Annotated in this window: 17 protein-coding genes; 9 read left to right on the top strand and 8 right to left on the bottom strand. The window is 63.6% G+C overall.

Annotated features, from left to right (window positions below):
- Positions 1–8: 8 nt before the first annotated feature.
- From RTH46_RS07485 to RTH46_RS07460, 6 genes are all read right to left on the bottom strand, one after another.
- Positions 9–215 carry a DUF1656 domain-containing protein gene (locus RTH46_RS07485; RefSeq protein WP_110996401.1) on the bottom strand — a complete coding sequence of 69 codons (207 nt, stop codon included), beginning with the start codon at positions 213–215 and terminating at the stop codon, positions 9–11.
- Complete coding sequence (locus RTH46_RS07480) at positions 202–2,190, bottom strand: FUSC family protein (protein WP_316905337.1); 1,989 nt, start codon at positions 2,188–2,190, stop codon at positions 202–204. Before RTH46_RS07480 ends, RTH46_RS07485 begins: the two co-directional genes overlap by 14 nt.
- A 193-nt stretch (positions 2,191–2,383) precedes the next feature.
- Positions 2,384–2,500, bottom strand: coding sequence for a cytochrome c oxidase subunit CcoM (ccoM, locus tag RTH46_RS07475; protein ID WP_011532604.1), 117 nt, complete (start codon positions 2,498–2,500; stop codon positions 2,384–2,386).
- Positions 2,501–2,635: 135 nt separating this feature from the next.
- Positions 2,636–2,797, bottom strand: coding sequence for a hypothetical protein (locus RTH46_RS07470; RefSeq protein ID WP_167409876.1), 162 nt, complete (start codon positions 2,795–2,797; stop codon positions 2,636–2,638).
- An 88-nt stretch (positions 2,798–2,885) separates the two neighbouring features.
- Positions 2,886–3,209 carry an aspartate-semialdehyde dehydrogenase gene (locus RTH46_RS07465; RefSeq protein ID WP_153786217.1) on the bottom strand — a complete coding sequence of 108 codons (324 nt, stop codon included), beginning with the start codon at positions 3,207–3,209 and terminating at the stop codon, positions 2,886–2,888.
- A 99-nt stretch (positions 3,210–3,308) separates the two neighbouring features.
- Positions 3,309–4,004 (bottom strand): M949_RS01915 family surface polysaccharide biosynthesis protein, encoded by a 696-nt coding sequence (locus RTH46_RS07460; protein WP_316905336.1) that lies wholly within the window; start codon positions 4,002–4,004, stop codon positions 3,309–3,311.
- Positions 4,005–4,131: 127 nt separating this feature from the next.
- Here RTH46_RS07460 and rapA point away from each other — a divergent pair, with 127 nt between their 5' ends.
- Positions 4,132–6,978, top strand: a complete 2,847-nt coding sequence (gene rapA, locus RTH46_RS07455) for an RNA polymerase-associated protein RapA (RefSeq protein ID WP_153786219.1) — start codon at positions 4,132–4,134, stop codon at positions 6,976–6,978.
- 238 nt (positions 6,979–7,216) lie between these two features.
- Positions 7,217–9,481: a putative bifunctional diguanylate cyclase/phosphodiesterase gene (locus RTH46_RS07450; RefSeq protein ID WP_153786220.1), complete on the top strand. Its 2,265-nt coding sequence runs from the start codon at positions 7,217–7,219 to the stop codon at positions 9,479–9,481.
- Here the strand turns inward: RTH46_RS07450 and RTH46_RS07445 are convergent.
- Complete coding sequence (locus RTH46_RS07445) at positions 9,381–10,268, bottom strand: NAD(P)-dependent oxidoreductase (RefSeq protein ID WP_153786221.1); 888 nt, start codon at positions 10,266–10,268, stop codon at positions 9,381–9,383. The genes RTH46_RS07450 and RTH46_RS07445 overlap by 101 nt on opposite strands.
- A gap of 202 nt (positions 10,269–10,470) precedes the next feature.
- Between RTH46_RS07445 and RTH46_RS07440 the strand changes: the two genes are divergently transcribed.
- Positions 10,471–12,654 carry a hypothetical protein gene (locus tag RTH46_RS07440; RefSeq protein WP_153786222.1) on the top strand — a complete coding sequence of 728 codons (2,184 nt, stop codon included), beginning with the start codon at positions 10,471–10,473 and terminating at the stop codon, positions 12,652–12,654.
- Between the two features lie 218 nt (positions 12,655–12,872).
- Here the strand turns inward: RTH46_RS07440 and RTH46_RS07435 are convergent, their stop codons facing one another.
- On the bottom strand, positions 12,873–13,178 hold the full coding sequence (locus RTH46_RS07435; protein WP_153786223.1) for a DUF2288 domain-containing protein: 306 nt from the start codon (positions 13,176–13,178) through the stop codon (positions 12,873–12,875).
- Between the two features lie 360 nt (positions 13,179–13,538).
- Here RTH46_RS07435 and RTH46_RS07430 point away from each other — a divergent pair, with 360 nt between their 5' ends.
- From RTH46_RS07430 to RTH46_RS07405, 6 genes are all read left to right on the top strand, one after another.
- The gene (locus RTH46_RS07430; RefSeq protein WP_125462913.1) at positions 13,539–14,654 is read left to right on the top strand and encodes a branched-chain amino acid ABC transporter substrate-binding protein; all 1,116 of its coding nucleotides are present in this window, start codon (positions 13,539–13,541) and stop codon (positions 14,652–14,654) included.
- Between the two features lie 236 nt (positions 14,655–14,890).
- Positions 14,891–15,814: a high-affinity branched-chain amino acid ABC transporter permease LivH gene (gene livH / locus RTH46_RS07425; RefSeq protein WP_153786224.1), complete on the top strand. Its 924-nt coding sequence runs from the start codon at positions 14,891–14,893 to the stop codon at positions 15,812–15,814.
- Positions 15,811–17,067: a high-affinity branched-chain amino acid ABC transporter permease LivM gene (locus RTH46_RS07420; RefSeq protein ID WP_153786225.1), complete on the top strand. Its 1,257-nt coding sequence runs from the start codon at positions 15,811–15,813 to the stop codon at positions 17,065–17,067. Before livH ends, RTH46_RS07420 begins: the two co-directional genes overlap by 4 nt.
- On the top strand, positions 17,064–17,831 hold the full coding sequence (gene livG, locus RTH46_RS07415; RefSeq protein WP_153786226.1) for a high-affinity branched-chain amino acid ABC transporter ATP-binding protein LivG: 768 nt from the start codon (positions 17,064–17,066) through the stop codon (positions 17,829–17,831). Before RTH46_RS07420 ends, livG begins: the two co-directional genes overlap by 4 nt.
- Entirely contained in the window at positions 17,832–18,533 is a 702-nt protein-coding gene (locus RTH46_RS07410; protein WP_011532591.1) for an ABC transporter ATP-binding protein, read from the top strand.
- A gap of 131 nt (positions 18,534–18,664) precedes the next feature.
- Positions 18,665–19,339, top strand: coding sequence for a hypothetical protein (locus RTH46_RS07405; RefSeq protein WP_316905335.1), 675 nt, complete (start codon positions 18,665–18,667; stop codon positions 19,337–19,339).
- Positions 19,340–19,395: the final 56 nt, after the last annotated feature.

The following is a 19,395-nucleotide window of genomic DNA, read 5'->3' as shown; positions in this document are numbered from 1 at the left end:
CTTACTCCTTACAGAGGACCTAGCGAACGCACCACCAGGTACAGGACACAAACGAACAATGCCGTATCGAACAGCGCTTCGTGCCAGATCCAGCGCCCCAGCGGCGTGGCCTGCACCACAAAGCGCAGCAGCCCGGTCAGCAACAGCGCCAGCACGACATAAATCAGAAACGGGCTGAGCAGCACGCCACCCAGCGCCCATTCACGCAACCCCATGGGCGTCCTCCTGCCAACGGCACCATTTGCCCCAGCTCTTGCGCAACTGCACTACCGCGCCCTCGGCCAGGCGCAGCGCATCGCTGGGCGGTTGGCCATGCAGGGCTTCGATGAACTGTGCGCTGGCGGCATCCAGGCGCGCGCCACGGCCCGGCGCCGGGCCGCTCGCCAGTACCGCCTCAAGCGCCTGCAGGTATTGGCGCTCGGCGTTGGCCAAAGGCGCCTGGGCCACGGCCAGGCACATGCGCAGGTGCACCAGTTCGTCACCGATATCCAGACTGTGCAGGCCTTCGTCCCAACGCTGGTGCTCGGTCTGGGGCAACTCACTGGCATGCCGGGCCAGTTGCATCAGGCGGTCGGCCATGCGTCCACCGAACCAGCTGTCGGCACCGCGCAGGTCGCGCCGGGTCAGGCGCACCAGGTCGCCCTGGGTCGCCGCCCGCAAGCGCCGGCCCAGCCAGGCCGGATGCCGCAGCACCACCAGGCGAAATGCCAATACCGCGGCGCTCACGCCAATCAGCATGGCCAAGGCACTGTTGAGCATGCTCGCCACATCGAAATGCATGGTATTGAGCGGTGCCACCAGCACGATGAAGTGCAGGCAATAGGAGGTGGCGGTAGCGCCGGTACGCGGATGAGCCATGCCCAGGGCGCCGAAGAACAGCGGTACGCCCATGCCCAGGCAGAGCATGGCGAAGCTGCTCCATTGCGGCAGCAGGATCTGCCCGACCAGGAACGCCACGGGTACCGCCAGCAGGATCCCGCGCAAGAAGCTCAGGCCGATCTGCGCGCCGTTCTCGCGGCTGGCGAACAGGCTGCAGACCACACAGGTCAGCACCAGGCCGCCCGGCGCCGAGGGCCAGGCGGTGGCCAGCCAGAAACTGCTCATCACCAGGAACGCCAGGGCACTGCGCGAGCCGAACAGCAGGGCCAGGGACAGGTCGCGGTGCGCCGCCAGGCTTTGCAGCTGCTCTTTGGGTGCCCGGCCCTGCTCCACATCGGCGAGCGCCTGGGTGGCCGCCATGGCGTAGTCCAACAGCAACGCCAGGCGCGCCAGGCAGTAATGCTCGGCGGAACTGATCCGCGAGTCCTGGGCGGCATCCCACACCCGTTGGCGCAACACCAGCAGGCTGGCCTGCTCGGGGCTGGCCAGCAGCGTGCGCACCTCATCCAGCCATGGCGCCAGGTGCCCGGCCTCGGTTTCATCGAGCTGGCGCCACTGCCGGCGCACCGAGCGCGAGATGCGCAGCAACACCATCAGCTTCTGGCTCAGCCCCTGGATCGCCTTGGCCCGCTGGCGGCCCAGGCTGCCCTCGAACCAGGCATGTTCGCGCTGGGCGTCGATCGCCACGATGCGCCCGAGGCTTTCCAGCAGCCCTTTGCGCGCCTCATCCTCACCGCCCAGCATGGCGCTGGCCGCCTGCAGGCCGTTTTGCCAGGCCTGCCGCGCCTGGCCTGCAAGCTGCTGCTCGACCCGCATCGGCCAGATCAGCGCACTGGTGGCGGTGGCGCAACAGATACCCAGGCAGATCTCGGTACAACGCGCCACCGCCTGGTCGAACACCTGCAGCGGGTGGTCGATCGCTGGCAGCGCAATGATCGCCGCGGTGTAGCCGGCCAGCACGAAGGCATAGGCCCAGGCACTGCGCAGTTGGGTCGAAGCGGCGGTACACAGGGCCAGCCACAGCGCCAGCGTCAGCAGGAACAGCCAGGGCGTCTGGGCGAACGCACCGATGAACACCACCGACATGAAGGTACCGACCAGGGTGCCGGCCAACCGTGCCAGGCCCTTCTGGATCACCATCCCCGACAGCGGCTGGGCGACGATGAACGCGGTCATCAGCGCCCAGGCCGGCTGCTCCAGGCCCCAGCGCATCGCCAGCCACAACGCCAGGCCGCCGCCAAGCAGGGTCTTGATGGCGAACTTGAGCGCGAGGCTGCTGGGTGCGAACAGGGCCTGGAAGGTGATGGGCACGAATCGGACCTTGCGGGAGGAGACGGTATGAGAAGAACGATAGACAACTGGGGGAAGGATAAAGCGCGGACGATTAATTAGCTAGCTAATCATCTAGATAAGCTGCCCGCTCCCGCTGGGGAAAACCCGAGGCAAAAAAAATGGGCGACCGAAGTCGCCCTAAATGCCTTGCGTGCTCGTGAATCGGGAAGGATCAGCGCTGCTTGCGCTTGTTCGAATCCTTCCAGATGAAAATGCCCAGACCGGCAAAGAAGGCCAACATCAGCCCGACCGTCACCACACCGGCGATAACCACGTTGTCGAAGAACATGTCGGCCCCTCCCTTGGTGTGCCGTCATCCGATGAATGAACAGTAACCAAAGGCAGGCGGGGGGAAATTGACCAGAGTCAATGGTGCCCGGGGCCGGGCACGCGAGGCGGGTGCAGGGTTGACCTGCATCAAGTTTCAGCGTTTCTTGGGTTTGCCCTTGGGCTTTTTCTTTTTCCCGGAGGCCAGCGGCATGGCCTGCTCGAAGGCCTGGCGCATGTCGTTCAGGCGCTTGTCCTTGAGGTCATGGATGCGTTTGGCGCGTTCAGCGCCGAAGTCGATCAGATTGTCTTGGCTCATGGCGGGCTCGACGGACAGCAGAGGCACTCATGATGAAGGCAAGCATGAGCGCTGGCTAGGCTTTGCAGCAAAACACCCCGGTGCAACTTCAGACTTCGATGTCCACCAACAGCCCCTGGCGTGTGCGTTCGCCCAGCGGCGACACGGGCACGGTGTTGTCGGCGTTGAGCTCCTCGCCGGGCACGACTACAGCGTGCTCGGCGTCCCCCTGGTTGCGCTGCTGCTGGCGCCGTTGCTCTTCACGCAGCAGCAGGGCGCGCTCCGCGGGGTCACGATGATGCTTGAGGTCGATGGCCCCTTCGCCGGCGGCCGGTTGTGTCGGCACCACCGGCGGGATGGCTGGCGGCGGCTTGACCGGATCCTGTTGCGAGGTCACCGGGGCGGCGCTGAGCGGAATGATGGGCGGCAGCATGGAATGTTCTCCTGTAGCCACTGTGTCGGCCGGCGCTACGCCGCCTTGAACGCCTGTGGGCAAAGGTGAGCGGCGTATCACAACGCCGCACGGGGGCTGTTACTGGTCTTCGCCGTCAGGGTCGTCGTCCGGTGGCGCGCTGGTTTCGCTCCAGGGCCGCTTGTAGACCTGCTGCCAGACCGCGTCCATATGCTCGCGCAGCACCTGCGGGGCGTTATTCAGCGAGGCACTGTCTTCGCGCTCGCCGCCGAAAGGTTCTTCACCGGCCGGGGTAATCAGCGACTGGCCGGTAATGCTATACACCGCCTGGCCTTCGCGCATCTCGATGGCGATATCGTGCGGGTCGATGCCACCGCCACAGAACGCGTGGCTGGCCACGGTCACTTCGGCGACACCGTCCTTGTTCAGGTCGCTGACGTCACTGACATCGGTATAGAAGTCGACATCCAGGTCCAGGCCGGCGCAAGTGGTTTCCTGCTCGATCTGCCAGCGCGGCTTGAACACGTCGGCGCTGGCGGCACGGCCATACAACGTGGCCTTGAGCACCACCTTGTCGACCTCTTCCTCGGTATCCGGGTCGCTGGCCTGGCCGTCGACCCGGCTCAGCACCAGCAGGCCTTCGCCCTCGCGGTCATGGAAATGCACGCTCTTGATCGGGGTCTGCACGCCCAGCACTTCCAGCTGCTCGACCGGAATCGGCGGCAATACTTCGAAGGTTTTCTGTTCACAGGCGGCCAGCAGCGTGAAACTGCCGATGGCCAGGGAGAGGTTCAACCAGCGGTGCTTGGCAGCCATGTTGGCGCTTGGCCCTCGTGACGGGACGGTGTTCGTCGATGAAAGCGCTAGACTCTTCACATTCATTGGTCTGGCGCAGCCGATCCGTTAACATACTCGGCTTTTTCATCGCGGGAGTTCAGGCAGTATGGCGCAGCAGTATCAACCGGGGCAACGCTGGATCAGCGACAGCGAAGCAGAGCTCGGACTTGGGACCATCCTGGCCGAGGATGGTCGCTTGTTGACCGTGCTCTACCCGGCGACGGGGGAAACCCGCCAATACTCGCTACGCAATGCGCCGCTGACCCGCGTGCGCTTCTCGCCAGGCGACCAGATCATCCACTTCGAGGGCTGGAAGCTGACCGTGCGCGAAGTCGAGGTCATCGACGGCCTGCTGATCTATCACGGCATCGACGCCCAGAACCAGGCCCATGTGCTGCCCGAGACACAGCTGTCGAACTTCATCCAGTTCCGCCTGGCCAGTGACCGCCTGTTCGCCGGCCAGATCGACCCGCTGTCGTGGTTCTCCCTGCGCTACAACACCCTGCAGCACACCAGCAAACAGATGCTGTCGTCGCTGTGGGGCCTGGGCGGCGTGCGCGCCCAACCCATCGCCCACCAGCTGCACATCGCCCGCGAAGTGGCCGACCGTATCGCCCCGCGCGTTCTGCTGGCCGACGAAGTAGGCCTGGGCAAGACCATCGAAGCAGGCCTGGTGATCCACCGCCAGCTGTTGTCCGGCCGCGCCAACCGCGTGCTGATCCTGGTACCGGAGAACCTCCAGCACCAGTGGCTGGTGGAAATGCGCCGCCGTTTCAACCTGCAGGTCGCCCTGTTCGACGCCGAGCGCTTCATCGAAAGCGATGCCACCAACCCGTTCGAAGACGCCCAGCTGGCGCTGGTCGCCCTGGAATGGCTGGTCGACGATGAAAAGGCCCAGGACGCGCTGTTCGCCGCCGGTTGGGACCTGATGGTGGTCGACGAGGCTCACCACCTGGTCTGGCACGAAGAACAGGCCAGCGCCGAATACGCCCTGGTCGAGCAACTGGCCGAAGTGGTCCCGGCCGTGCTGCTGCTCACCGCCACCCCTGAACAACTCGGCCAGGACAGCCACTTCGCCCGCCTGCGCCTGCTCGACCCCAACCGTTTCCACGACCTGGCCGCGTTCCGCGCCGAGAGCGAGAACTATCGCCCGGTGGCCGAGGCGGTGCAGGAGCTGCTCGACGAAGGCCGCCTGTCGCCGAAAGCCCACGCCACCATCCAGGGCTTCCTGGGCGCCGAGGGTGAAGCCCTGCTGGCCGCCGTCACCGATGGCGACAGCCAGGCCAGCGCACGCCTGATCCGCGAACTGCTCGACCGTCACGGCACCGGCCGCGTCCTGTTCCGCAACACCCGCGCGGCGATCCAGGGCTTCCCCGAGCGCCAGCTGCACCCCTACCCGCTGGCCAACCCCGAGCCGTATGCCGCGCTGCCATCCGGCGAGCGTGCCGAGCTGTACCCGGAAGTGGCCTTCCAGGCCCAGGGCGAGCCCGGCGACGACGAACGCTGGTGGCGCTTCGACCCGCGCGTCGACTGGCTGATCGACACCCTGAAAATGCTCAAGCGCACCAAGGTCCTGGTGATCTGCGCCCACGCCGAAACCGCCATGGACCTGGAAGACGCCCTGCGCGTGCGCTCCGGCATCCCGGCCACGGTGTTCCACGAAGGCATGAGCATCCTCGAGCGCGACCGCGCCGCCGCCTACTTCGCCGACGAAGAGTTCGGCGCCCAGGTGCTGATCTGCTCCGAGATCGGCAGTGAAGGCCGCAACTTCCAGTTCGCCCACCACCTGGTGATGTTCGACCTGCCGGCGCACCCGGACCTGCTCGAACAGCGCATCGGCCGCCTCGATCGGATCGGCCAGAAGCACACCATCCAGTTGCACATCCCGTATTTGCAAGACAGCCCGCAAGAGCGCCTGTTCCAGTGGTACCACGAAGGCCTCAACGCCTTCCTCAATACCTGCCCGACCGGCAACGCCCTGCAGCACCAGTTCGGCCCGCGCCTGCTGGCGCAACTGGCCGGTGGCGACGACAAGGGCTGGACCAAGCTGGTCGGCGAAGCCCGCGCCGAGCGCGAGCGCCTGGAAGCCGAGCTGCACACCGGCCGCGACCGCCTGCTGGAACTCAACTCCGGCGGCGCCGGCGAAGGCCAGGCGCTGGTCGAGGCGATCCTCGAGCAGGACGACCAGTTCGCCCTGCCGATCTATATGGAAACCCTGTTCGACGCCTTCGGCATCGACAGCGAAGACCATTCCGAGAACGCCCTGGTGCTCAAGCCGAGCGAGAAAATGCTCGACGCCAGCTTCCCCCTGGGCGACGACGAAGGCGTGACCATCACCTACGATCGCGCCCAGGCGCTGTCGCGCGAGGACATGCAGTTCCTCACCTGGGAGCATCCGATGGTGCAGGGCGGCATGGACCTGGTGCTGTCCGGCTCGATGGGCAACACCGCCGTGGCGCTGATCAAGAACAAGGCGCTCAAGCCCGGCACCGTGCTGCTCGAGCTGCTCTACGTCAGTGAAGTGGTTGCCCCGCGCAATCTGCAGATGGGCCGCTACCTGCCACCGGCGGCGCTGCGCTGCCTGCTCGACGCCAATGGCAACGACCTGGCCCCGCGCGTGGCCTTCGAAACCCTCAACGACCAGCTTGAAAGCGTGCCCAAGGCCAGCGCCAACAAGTTCGTCCAGGCCCAGCGCGATGTCCTGGCCAAGCGCATCAGCGCCGGTGAAGCCAAGGTCATTCCGGTCCACGAGGAGCGGGTTGCCCAGGCACAGCAACGCCTGGCCGCCGAGGCTGACGAAGAGCTGGCGCGCCTGACAGCGCTCAAGGCCGTCAACCCGAGCGTGCGCGACAGCGAAATCGACGCCCTGCGCCAGCAGCGCGACGACGGCATGGCCGCGCTGAACAAGGCCGCCTTGCGTCTGGAGGCCATCCGGGTACTGGTCGCCGGTTAAACTCTGTAGAGGTCATCGCGGGGCAAGCCCGCTCCCACGTGGGAGCGGGCTTGCCCCGCGATCGTTTCAGCCTGTCGTTATCTGTTTAGATCCTCCAGCTATCACCTTCATATCCAAATGGTAGAGATCAAAGTGCCATTAATCAGGAAGGCTTAAACACCGCTTCCTATACTGCAGCAGGAACAGTCTCCAGCCGCGCGTCGTGGGGACCAGAGAGCACTCGACAAAGAGGCCTGCAATGGAGTGGCTGGGACTGCAATTGTTCTCGGGATTACCGACGACCGGGCAGATCATCCTCGACTGCCGACACAACCCCTACCTGGTGTTGCTGGCCTTTGCCGTGGCCAGTGCCGCCTGTTTCGCCACCCTGGACATGGCCGAGCGACAAAGCCATTGCGAGGACCGCCTGGCCCGCAGGCAATGGCGAATACTGGGCGCCTGCTGCCTGGCCGGTGGCATCTGGGCGATGCACTTCATCAGCATGCTGGCCTTCCAGGCACCGCTGGACATCCACTACGACGCGGCCCTGACCGGCCTGTCCCTGCTGATCGCACTGCTCGCCGCCTGGCTGGCGATGAACGGCCTCGACCGCGCGCAAATGCGCCCGTACCACTACCTGCAGACCGCGCTGTTCATCGGTATCGGCATCAGCACCATGCACTACGTCGGCATGGCCGCCCTGCAGACCAGCGCCCAGCAGCACTACCAGACGGCCCTGTTGCTGGCCTCGATCGCCATCGCTGTGGCCACCAGCCTGGTCGCCCTGCTGATGGCCCGGCACTTCCGCCAGGGCAGTGGCACCTTGCATCTACTGATGAAATACGGCGCCAGCCTGCTGATGGCCGGCGGCATTGTCGTGACCCACTTCACCGGCATGGCCGCCATGACCCTGGTGATCCCCAGCGAAACCGCCCTGCGCCTGAGCACCGGTGACAACAGCCTGCAACTGGCGCTGACCATCGCCTTCATCACCCTGCTGATCAGCGGCAGCAGCATCAGTGCAGCGCTGTCCGACAAGAAGCTGCAAAGCAAGGAGCACGACCTGCGCCGGGTGAACCTGCTGCTCAGCCAGCTCGACCAGGCCCGCGCGTCACTGCAGCAGGCCGCGCACTATGACGCGTTGACCAACCTGGTCAACCGCCGTGGTTTCAACCAGGTGTTCGCCGAACGCCTGGCCGAGCATGCCGCCAGTGAAAGCATGCTCGCGGTGATGTTCCTCGACATCGACCACTTCAAGCGCATCAACGACAGCCTCGGCCATGCCGCCGGCGACGAACTGCTCAAGGTGATCGCCGGCCATATCAAGGCCGCGACCCGTGGCCACGACCTGGTGGCGCGCTTCGGCGGCGACGAATTCTGCATCGTCACCGCACTCAAGAACCGCGACGAGGCCCGTCACCTGGCGCAGCGCATCATGTTGCGCATGAAGGAGCCGATCGACCTGGCGGGCCGGCGCATGGTCATGACCACCAGTATCGGCATCAGCATTTTCCCCGACGATGGCCAGAGCACCGAAGAACTGCTGAAAAACGCCGACCTTGCGCTTTACCAGTCCAAAGGCTGCGGGCGCAACAGCCTGAACTTCTTCAACAATGGTCTGAAAACCCGCGCCACCCTGGAGCTGCAACTGGAAGAAGAACTGCGCGTGGCATTGTTCGAAGAACGCGGGTTGTGCGTGCACTACCAGCCGATCTTCGACCTGCGCAGCGGCCGGGTGGCCAAGCTTGAAGCCCTGGTGCGCTGGCAACACCCGCAACATGGCCTGCTCAGCCCCGACCGTTTCATCGGTATTGCCGAGGCCAATGGGCTGATCGCCGAACTGGACCTGTGGGTGCTGCGCCGGGCCTGCGCCGACCTGGCCCTGCTCGGGCGCCAGGGCCATGACGAACTCAAGGTAACGGTGAACTGCTCGGCACTCACCCTAGGCCGCGAAGAGCTCGCCACCGAAGTCGAAGTGGCGTTGTTCCAGGCTGGCCTGGCCGCCCGCCAACTGGAGCTGGAGGTCACCGAAAATGCCCTGATGGGCGACATCCAGCACACCGTCAACCTGCTCAAACGCATCCGCGCCCAGGGCGTGGCCCTGTCGATCGACGATTTCGGCACGGGTTATTCATCGCTGGCCTACCTCAAGCGCCTGCCGCTGGACGTGCTGAAGATCGATCGCTCGTTCGTTCAGGAGGTACCGGGCAACCAGAAAGACCGCGAAATCGTCCAGGCCATCATCATGATGGCGCATACGCTGCACCTGGAGGTGGTGACTGAGGGCGTCGAGACGCCAGAGCAGCGCGAATTCCTCGCCGCCCATGGCTGCGACTACCTGCAGGGCTACCTGCTCAGCCGCCCTGTGCCCCTGGCCGAACTGCGCCCGGTGCTCGAACGGCTCGATCGCCAGGCCCGCGTGCTCACCCCTTGCTGCGATACAGCTCTACCAGGGTCGCCGGATCTTTTTGCAGATAGCCCTGGCTACCGTGCAGGCGCATCAATTGCGCGGCGAGGCCACTGATCGGCGTCGCCGAGCCCTGCTCGCGGGAAAACCCAACGGCGGTATCAAGGTCCTTGAGCAGGGTGCGCACATGCCACTTGATCGGTTCGAAGCGACTCTCGGCCATTTGCGGTGCAAGGATCTGCAAGGGTTTCGAATCGGCGAAACCACCGGCCAGGGCTTCGGCGATCAGCCGCGCATCCACCCCTGACTGTTCAGCCAGCGCCACCACCTCGGCGATCACCAGCGCATTGCAGGCGACGATCATCTGGTTGCACGCCTTGGTCACCTGCCCTGCCCCCACCGCGCCCATGTGCGTCACCCGCTGACCGAGGGTCAGCAGTACCGGGCGAACGCGTTCCAGATCATCCACCTCGCCACCGACCATGATCGCCAGGGTGCCGGCCTCGGCGCCAGGCGTGCCGCCGGACACCGGTGCATCCAGCCAGGCCATGCCGCACAGGGCCGCCAGTTCCGCGGCCATCTCCCGCGTGGCGGTGGGTTCAAGGCTGGAGAAGTCCACCAGCAACTGACCGCTGCGCCCGCCCTTGGCGACGCCCTGCTCGCCGAACACCACCTCGCGCACCACCGCAGTGTCGGCCAGGCACAGCAGCACCACGTCGGTGTTGTTGCACAGCTCGGCAGGGCTGGCGGCCAGGCGGGCCCCCGCGGCCACCAGTTCGGCGCATTTGTCCGGGCTGCGGTTCCACACCGTCAACGGATAACCGGCCGCCAACAGGCGACGACACATCGGCAGGCCCATCAGGCCGATCCCGGCAAAACCCAGCGAAGGCAACGCACTACTCATGAGCAACTCCAGACAGAAGATTAAAGAAGCGTGACGAACGGACGATGCAGTGCAGGTGCGATTCGCAAAAAACCATGTAGGGGCTAGGGAAATCCCCTATCGCACAAGAAAAAGACGCACTGATAAAGTCGCGATATTTCTCCGTGATAGCGTTATGACATGCTTCACCGGGAAGCCCACACCCCTAGGCAAATGGCGCACTATGACCTCTACGAACACTTCTGCCAATGCGGTTTCCGAGTCGACGCTCCTTCCCGCTTCGCTGACCGCAAGCGGTGCTCGAGATCTGCCGGCGGCGCGCAGCACACCGGCGCAGCAGTACCTCTACTTCACCGAACAGGACATCCAGCGCATCCTCGACAACCTCGACGGCCTGCGCGACCTGGTGTTCCCGCGCAACCTGCACGTGGAAGACGAAGACCAACTGCGCCTGGAGCAGCAGTTCCCGTCGGTGTGCCTGATCGGCCTGGGCCGTTGCGGCTCGAACATTGCGCTGGACGTGGCGGAGCTGGTGTACAACGCCCGCACCTTCTTCCTCAATGAATTCAACAACGAGGATCGGCTCAAGGGCGAAGGCGGCTACAGCCCCGCGCGCTGGATTCGCCAGAACCTGCGCCTGGTACAGAACAAGGGCGTGAAGCCGGTATTTCTGGTCGAGCCGCTGGTGATGCTGGGCGACCTGGACAAGGACATCGCCGGGCGCATCCGCTTCTCGCGCAAGGGCGAGCGCGGCGGTTTCCTGCGCGACTACAGCAAGATGAAGATCATGGACCTGTCCGAGGTGCATGCCGGTGGCGCCGGTAACGCACCGATCCTCGGCCAGTACCTGGCCAAGATCATCCTCAACAAGGACACCCAGCGCTTCTCCAGCGCCGACTGGAAGCTGATCCACTCGTACCTGATCGACTCCTGTGGCATCAAGGCCAACCAGTCGCGCCTGTATTTCTACATCTTCAGCGCCGGCGGCGGTACCGGCTCGGGCATGGCCTCGGAGTTCGGCCTGGCCCAGCAGTACTCCTACATGAACAAGACCTTCGACACCAAGCCGGCCGAAGAGAACGACGGCAAGAGCGGGCATTCGTTCGTCTTCGAGCCGATCTTCACCAGTGGCATCTGCGTGCTGCCCAACGCCTCCGACCACCGCAGCGAAATGTCCGAGGCCCTGCACATCAACGCCGGCCGGCTGCTGTGCAAATACCTCTCGGAAGAATGGGACTTCTCGTACAACTTCGATAACGAAGACAGCAGCGAAGCCAGCGTCATGGGCCGCATCCGCCCGTGGAACGCGATGATGCTGATTTCCAACGACATCATGCGCTACGCCGAAGAAAGCGATGACGGCACGATCCAGAACATCGACGTCAACGCCATGGAGAAGCACGCCAACCAGTACATCTCCCAGCAGATCTTCAACATCCTCACCGCGCAGGCGGTGACCACCGACTACGACCAGAACTACTTCCGCCGCGCCGGCATCGACATCGGCGAAACCATCCGCCTGGATGCCAACGACCTGTTCATGAGCCTGGCCGGCCCCGTGGCCATCGCCTACGCAGAATCGGTGGTGCCGGAAATCCCCGCGCCTGGGTCGGAAAAGTTCAAGGTGTTCGAGCGCGAGCAGCCGCGCCTGGATATTGATGACCTGTTCTTCCGCTCCATCGACCTGCCGCACTTCAACAAGCAGACCCAGGCCATCGAAGGCATCAGCCTGCTGCCGATCGAGTCGAGCCGCTACCGCGCGGCGCTGGAGCAATACCAGGCCTCGGGCTATGACGCCGCGGCGCTGCACGACCTGCACTTCTTCAAGAACTGCTCGTCGGTGGTGTCGATCGTCTCGCTGCCCAAGGACTACAAGCTGTCGTACATGGACCTGAACCGGCTCAAGACCCACCTCAACAGCCTGTTCCCCAACACCACGCTCAAGCGCTACGCGCTGGTGATCGGTGCTTCGGCCAACCTGTCACTGACCACCTTGATCGCCAAGAGCCCGTGCCTGTCGGACGATTTCCTGACCCTGATCGTGGCGTTCATCAAACGGTGCTTCGCGCGCAATCCGTACCGTTTCGACGACACCATGGACAACGCCATCCTCGAGTTCATCACCAGCGAGCACTTCGACGAGGACCGCATCGACGACCTGCTCAACGAATTCGAGAACCCGGCGAAGATCCTCGACACCAACTGGTACGCGATCAAGCCGATGTACGAGAAGAAGTACCGCGAGCTGATCAACGACAAGAGCCGCTTCGTCTCGATCAACGACATCCGCCTGTCGCGCGAATGCGTGAAGAAGGCGGTGAAGTACCTGCGCGAGATCTACCGTCACCGCATCGGCAAGACCCGAGTGATCTCGTTGAACACCCATACCGGGCGCGTGGATTACTGAAAACCATCGCGGGGCAAGCCCGCTCCCACGAGGACTGCACGATCCTCGTGGGAGCGGGCTTGCCCCGCGATCATTTCGGCGGTGCATTACGCATGCCGTAAACTGTTACCGCCCCGCCGAATCATCCCGCCACTGTTACTTACTTCCACCTTACGTGAGCGTCAACGCGCACCATCGCGAGGCGTCTGTGCGATTTTGCGCACTAAAAAAGCGCGTGCTTATTCCGCTTTCTTTTCCTGAATCACGATGAACGGTGAAACGACCACTGCCCAGATCTCTGGATCGCGGGTTTGCAGGTCGAGTGCCTGCTCTGCCGAAACCGGCCCGACAGTGCCATCACTGCGCCACTTGGCGAAGATCTCGCTGCGATTCTCGGCCATTGCCTCGGCAACGACGATCAGGTCGATGCTCGGGTCGACCCAAATCAGGTCACCCTTGGCCCAAAAACGTTCCAGGGCTTTCCACTCGATGACAGCGGTCTCGCCGAGCAATTTGGCATAGAGGGTGCTTACTTGATCAGTCATGGGTTTACCTGCGCAAAAATCGGCCAAGAAAAAAGGCCGGCATTTTTGCAGAAAAACCCGGTTTCAAATACGTAATTTGGTCGATTCGGCGCGAACTTGTGGGGGCGAGTCGAGAGTGCAGGCAAAGTGATGGCGCTTTTCTGTATCTTTATGTCGATCAGGCGACACCCCAGGAAACAGACGCTTTTCGCCCGCTTTTCAAGCGCTCGGACGGCGCTCTACACTGTACCGGTACAGTTCCGGGACATGTTCCGGGGGAAGGTGGGGTTGCCGGTTAGGCGTAGCCAGCCGCAAATCCCGCCCGGTCTGTAGGCCTGGCCTCCAGGACTATAAGAATTACAACAGAATGAGTGGAGCACTATGATCAAGATTTCCAAGCTGTTCGCCGCAATGGTTCTGGCCGGGGTTGCCAGCCATTCGTTTGCCGCCGATACCATCAAGATCGGCATCGCCGGCCCGAAGACCGGTCCGGTCACCCAGTACGGCGACATGCAGTTCATCGGCGCCAAACAGGCCATCAAGGACATCAACGCCAAGGGCGGCGTCGATGGCAAGATGCTCGAAGCCAAGGAATACGACGACGCGTGCGACCCTAAACAGGCCGTTGCAGTCGCCAACAAAGTGGTCAACGACGGCGTCAAGTTCGTGATCGGCCACCTGTGCTCCAGCTCCACCCAGCCTGCGTCCGACATCTACGAAGACGAAGGCGTGATCATGATCACCCCGGCCGCCACCTCGCCGGAAATCACCGCCCGTGGCTACAAGCTGATCTTCCGCACCATCGGCCTGGACAGCGCCCAGGGCCCGGCCGCCGGCAACTACATCGCCGACCACGTCAAACCGAAAGTGGTCGCGGTACTGCACGACAAGCAGCAGTACGGTGAAGGCATCGCCACCGCGGTCAAGCAGACCCTCGAGAAGAAAGGCACCAAGGTTGCCGTCTTCGAAGGCCTGAACGCCGGTGACAAGGACTTCTCCTCGATCATCCAGAAGCTCAAGCAGAACAACGTCGACTTCGTCTACTACGGCGGCTACCACCCAGAGCTGGGCCTGATCCTGCGCCAGGCACAGGAAAAGGGCCTGAAAGCCAAGTTCATGGGCCCGGAAGGCGTGGGTAACGACTCCATCTCGCAGATCGCCCAGAACGCCTCCGAAGGCCTGCTGGTGACCCTGCCGAAGTCCTTCGACCAGGACCCGGCGAACAAGGCCATCGTCGACGCCATCAAGGCTGACGGCAAAGACCCGAGCGGTCCGTTCGTGTTCCCGGCCTACTCGGCTGTGGAGCTGATCGCCGAAGGCATCAAGGCCGCCAAGTCCGAAGACACCGACAAGGTGGCTGCAGCCATCCACGCCGGCAAGTTCAAGACCCCGACCGGCGAGCTGTCCTACGACGAGAAAGGCGACCTGAAAGACTTCAAGTTCGTGGTCTACGAATGGCACTTCGGCAAGCCGAAGACCGAAGTCTCTCCTCAGTAACTGCGTGACTAATAGCTGACCGAGAAGCCCACTGTGCGAGCAGTGGGCTTTGTTTTACGAGGTTCTATGGGCCTGATCCCCGCGATCCGGGGGCCGGTCCACCTGAAAATCTTAAAACCGTCACCCGCGGTTTCCTGGCAGTGCCCGCAAAAGATCACGTGGCGAAGACCACGAGAACATGGGCCGGGGTCATCCCCCACCAGTGAAATGCAAATCAGGTTTTTAGGAGCGCTGTAATGCCTGAGATCTACCATTTCCTACAACAACTGGTTAACGGACTGACCATCGGCAGTACCTATGCCCTGATCGCCATCGGTTACACGATGGTGTACGGCATCATCGGCATGATCAACTTCGCCCACGGCGAGGTGTACATGATCGGTTCCTACGTGGCCTTCATCGCCCTTGCCGGGCTGGCCATGATGGGTATCCATTCGCTGCCGATCCTGATGACCGTGGCCTTCGTCGCCACCATCTGCGTCACCAGTGCCTACGGCTACAGCATCGAACGGGTCGCCTACCGGCCGCTGCGCAACAGCAACCGGCTGATCCCGCTGATCTCCGCCATCGGCATGTCGATCTTCCTGCAGAACACCGTGTTGCTGTCCCAGGATTCCAAGGACAAATCCATCCCCAACCTGATCCCCGGGAGCCTTTCCTTCGGGCCGGGCGGCGCGGAAGAAGTCCTGATCAGCTACATGCAGATCCTGGTCTTCGTGGTGACATTGATCGCCATGACCTGCCTGACCCTGTTCATCTCCCGTTCCCGCCTGGGCCGCGCCTGCCGCGCCTGCGCCGAGGACATCAAGATGGCCAACCTGCTGGGTATCAACACCAACAACATCATCGCCCTGACCTTCGTCATCGGTGCCGCGCTGGCGGCGGTGGCGGCCGTGCTGCTGAGCATGCAGTACGGGGTGATCAACCCCAACGCCGGTTTCCTGGTGGGCCTGAAGGCCTTCACCGCGGCGGTACTGGGCGGCATCGGCAGCATTCCGGGCGCCATGCTCGGCGGGCTGGTGCTGGGCGTGGCCGAAGCGTTCGGCGCCGACATCTTCGGCGACCAGTACAAGGACGTGGTGGCATTCGGTCTTTTGGTTCTTGTCCTGCTGTTCCGGCCGACCGGCATCCTGGGCCGCCCGGAGGTTGAAAAAGTATGAACAGAAATCTCAAACAGGCGTTCTTCAGCGCCTTGCTGGTCTGGGCCGTGGCCTTCCCGGTGCTGGGCCTGAAACTGAGCATCGATGGCATCAGCCTGATCGTTCACAGCCAGGGCTCGTTCACCATCAGCATCATTGCCGTGTGCTCGCTGCTGATGTTCCTGCGCGTGCTGTTCGACAAGCAGTGGAGCGCGGTGATGGGCCGCCGCTCGGACCGCAAGCTGGTGCCGCCTTCGGTGAGCAACTTCCTCACCCTGCCGAAAACCCAGCGCTGGGTGATCATCGGCCTGATCGTCGCCGCCCTGATCTGGCCGTTCTTCGGCTCGCGCGGCGCGGTCGACATCGCCACCCTGATCCTGATCTACGTGTTGCTGGGCCTGGGCCTGAACATCGTGGTCGGCCTGGCGGGCCTGCTCGACCTGGGTTATGTCGGTTTCTACGCCGTCGGCGCCTACAGCTACGCGATGCTCTCGCACTACCTGGGCTGGAGCTTCTGGGTGTGCCTGCCGATCGCCGGCCTGATGGCAGCCACCTTCGGCTTCCTGCTCGGTTTCCCGGTGCTGCGCCTGCGCGGCGACTACCTGGCGATCGTTACGCTGGGCTTCGGCGAGATCATTCGCCTGTTCCTGCGTAACCTCACCGACTGGACCGGCGGCCCCAACGGCATCAGCAACATCCCCAAGCCGGAGTTCTTCGGCCTGACCTTCGAACGTAAAGCTGCCGAAGGCATGCAGACCTTCCACGAGTTCTTCGGGCTGGAATACAACTCGATCAACAAGGTCATCTTCCTCTACCTGGTCGCCCTGCTGCTGGCCCTGCTGGCGCTGTTCGTCATCAACCGCCTGCTGCGCATGCCGATCGGCCGTGCCTGGGAAGCGCTGCGTGAAGACGAGATCGCCTGCCGTGCGCTGGGCCTGAACCCCACCGTGATCAAGCTCTCGGCATTCACCCTGGGTGCCTGCTTCGCCGGTTTCGCCGGCAGCTTCTTCGCCGCCCGCCAAGGGCTGGTGACACCGGAGTCGTTCACCTTCATCGAGTCGGCGATCATCCTCGCCATCGTCGTGCTGGGTGGCATGGGTTCGCAGTTGGGCGTGATTCTCGCGGCCATCGTGATGATCCTGCTGCCGGAGATGATGCGTGAGTTCAGCGAATACCGGATGCTGATGTTCGGTGCGCTGATGGTGTTGATGATGATCTGGCGTCCGCAGGGCCTGCTGCCCATGCAACGCCCTCACCTGGAGCTGCCTCGATGAGCCGCGAAATTCTGCAAGTCAGCGGCCTGAGCATGCGCTTCGGCGGCTTGTTGGCGGTCAACGGCGTAGGCCTGACCGTCAAGGAGAAACAGGTGGTGGCATTGATCGGCCCGAACGGCGCCGGCAAGACCACCGTGTTCAACTGCCTGACCGGCTTCTACAAACCCAGCGGCGGCACCATCCTGCTCGACGGCCAGCCGATCCAGGGCCTGGCCGGCCATCAAATCGCCCGCAAGGGCGTGGTGCGGACCTTCCAGAACGTGCGCCTGTTCAAGGAAATGACCGCGCTGGAGAACCTGCTGATCGCCCAGCACCGCCACCTCAACACCAACTTCTTCGCCGGCCTGTTCAAGACCCCGAGCTTCCGCCGCAGCGAAAAAGAGGCCATGGAACGCGCGCAGTACTGGCTGGAGAAGGTCAACCTGACCGAGTTCGCCAACCGTACCGCCGGCACCCTCGCCTATGGCCAGCAACGGCGCCTGGAAATCGCCCGCTGCATGATGACCCAGCCACGGATCATCATGCTCGACGAACCGGCCGCCGGCCTGAACCCCAAGGAAACCGAAGACCTCAAGGCGCTCATCAGCTACCTGCGTGAAGCCCACAACGTGACCGTGCTGCTGATCGAGCACGACATGAAACTGGTGATGAGCATCTCCGACCACATCGTGGTCATCAACCAGGGCACGCCCCTGGCCGATGGCACGCCGGAAGAGATTCGCGGCAACCCTGATGTGATCAAGGCCTACCTGGGGGAGGCGTAAATGCTGAAGTTCGAGAACGTTTCCACCTTCTACGGCAAGATCCAGGCGCTGCACAGCGTCAACGTAGAGATCAACCAGGGCGAAATCGTCACCCTGATCGGTGCCAACGGCGCCGGCAAGTCGACCCTGCTGATGACTCTCTGCGGTTCGCCCCAGGCGAGCAGCGGCAGCATCAAGTACCTGGGTGAAGAGCTGGTCGGCCAAAGCTCCTCGCACATCATGCGCAAGAGCATCGCGGTGGTGCCGGAAGGCCGCCGCGTGTTCTCTCGCCTGACCGTCGAGGAAAACCTGGCCATGGGCGGTTTCTTCACCGACAAGGGCGACTACCAGGAGCAGCTGGACAAGGTCCTGCAGCTGTTCCCGCGCCTGAAGGAGCGCTATATCCAGCGCGGCGGCACTATGTCCGGTGGCGAACAGCAGATGCTGGCCATCGGCCGTGCACTGATGAGCAAGCCCAAGCTGTTGCTGCTCGACGAGCCTTCGCTGGGCCTGGCGCCGATCATCATCCAGCAGATCTTCGACATCATCGAACAGCTGCGCCGCGATGGCGTGACGGTGTTCCTGGTGGAGCAGAACGCCAACCAGGCGCTGAAGATCGCCGACCGAGCCTATGTGCTGGAGAACGGCAAGGTGGTGATGCAGGGTACCGGTGAAGCGCTGCTGACCGATCCGAAGGTGCGTGACGCGTACCTGGGGGGTTGAAAGATCAAAGGGCCTTCGGGCCCTTTTTTCTTGTGCCTGTGCGGGCTTGCCCCGCGATGAGGCCCTTGTGATCCCCGCCCACCCTGAGTAACGTGGCCAGCTCTTTTGCACAGTTCCCCGGAGCCCGCCCGATGCGCCTCACCCCTCCCCTGTTGCTCGCCGCCCTGCTGCCCCTGTTCGCTGGCTGCCAGGTGCTGGCCGAAAATCCGGTCGACCCGAACCTCGGCACCACGCGCATGCAGGGCGAACTCAGCGCCGGTGGCGGCCACCTGCTGTTCAAACCCTGCAACGAAGCCCGTCAGTTCATCATCAATGACGCCGGCAGCACCGCGATCCTGCAAGAAGCCGCCAACCTGGCCAAGGACTCCAAGGCCAAACTGTTCAGCGACCTGCGCGGCCGCCTGACCGGCAGCAAGCAGGCCGGCAGCGACGGCCAGATCGACGTCACCCGCCTGTACCGCCTGGAACCCACCGCCCACGGTTGCGAAGACCCCAACTTCAAGCAACTGACCCTGCGCGCCGGCGGCCACGAGCCGGACTGGGACATCAAGGCCAGCGGCAAAGGCATGGTGCTCAACCGCGTCGGCCAGGAACCGCTGCCGCTGCCGTTCCTCGAAGAAGAGCTGCCCGGCGGCGGCCTGAGCCTGTCCAGCGAAGCCAACGGCCAGCGTGTCGAGCTGTGGGTCGCGCCGCAGCGCTGCGTCGACGTTGCCACCGGCGCGATCCGCCACCTCAAGGCCGAGCTGCGCATCGACGGCCAGACCCTCAAGGGCTGCGCTTACTACGGCGGTGCCCGCGACCTCTGATCGCCGGGTGCTTTTATCCTGCCAGTCGGGGCGGCGAACAGCTTATACTTGGCGGT

Source organism: Pseudomonas sp. zfem004, assembly GCF_032621715.1.
GTDB classification, from domain to species: domain Bacteria; phylum Pseudomonadota; class Gammaproteobacteria; order Pseudomonadales; family Pseudomonadaceae; genus Aquipseudomonas; species Aquipseudomonas sichuanensis.
Note: the sequence above shows the minus strand (reverse complement) of the source record. Positions and strands in the feature narration are given on the sequence as shown.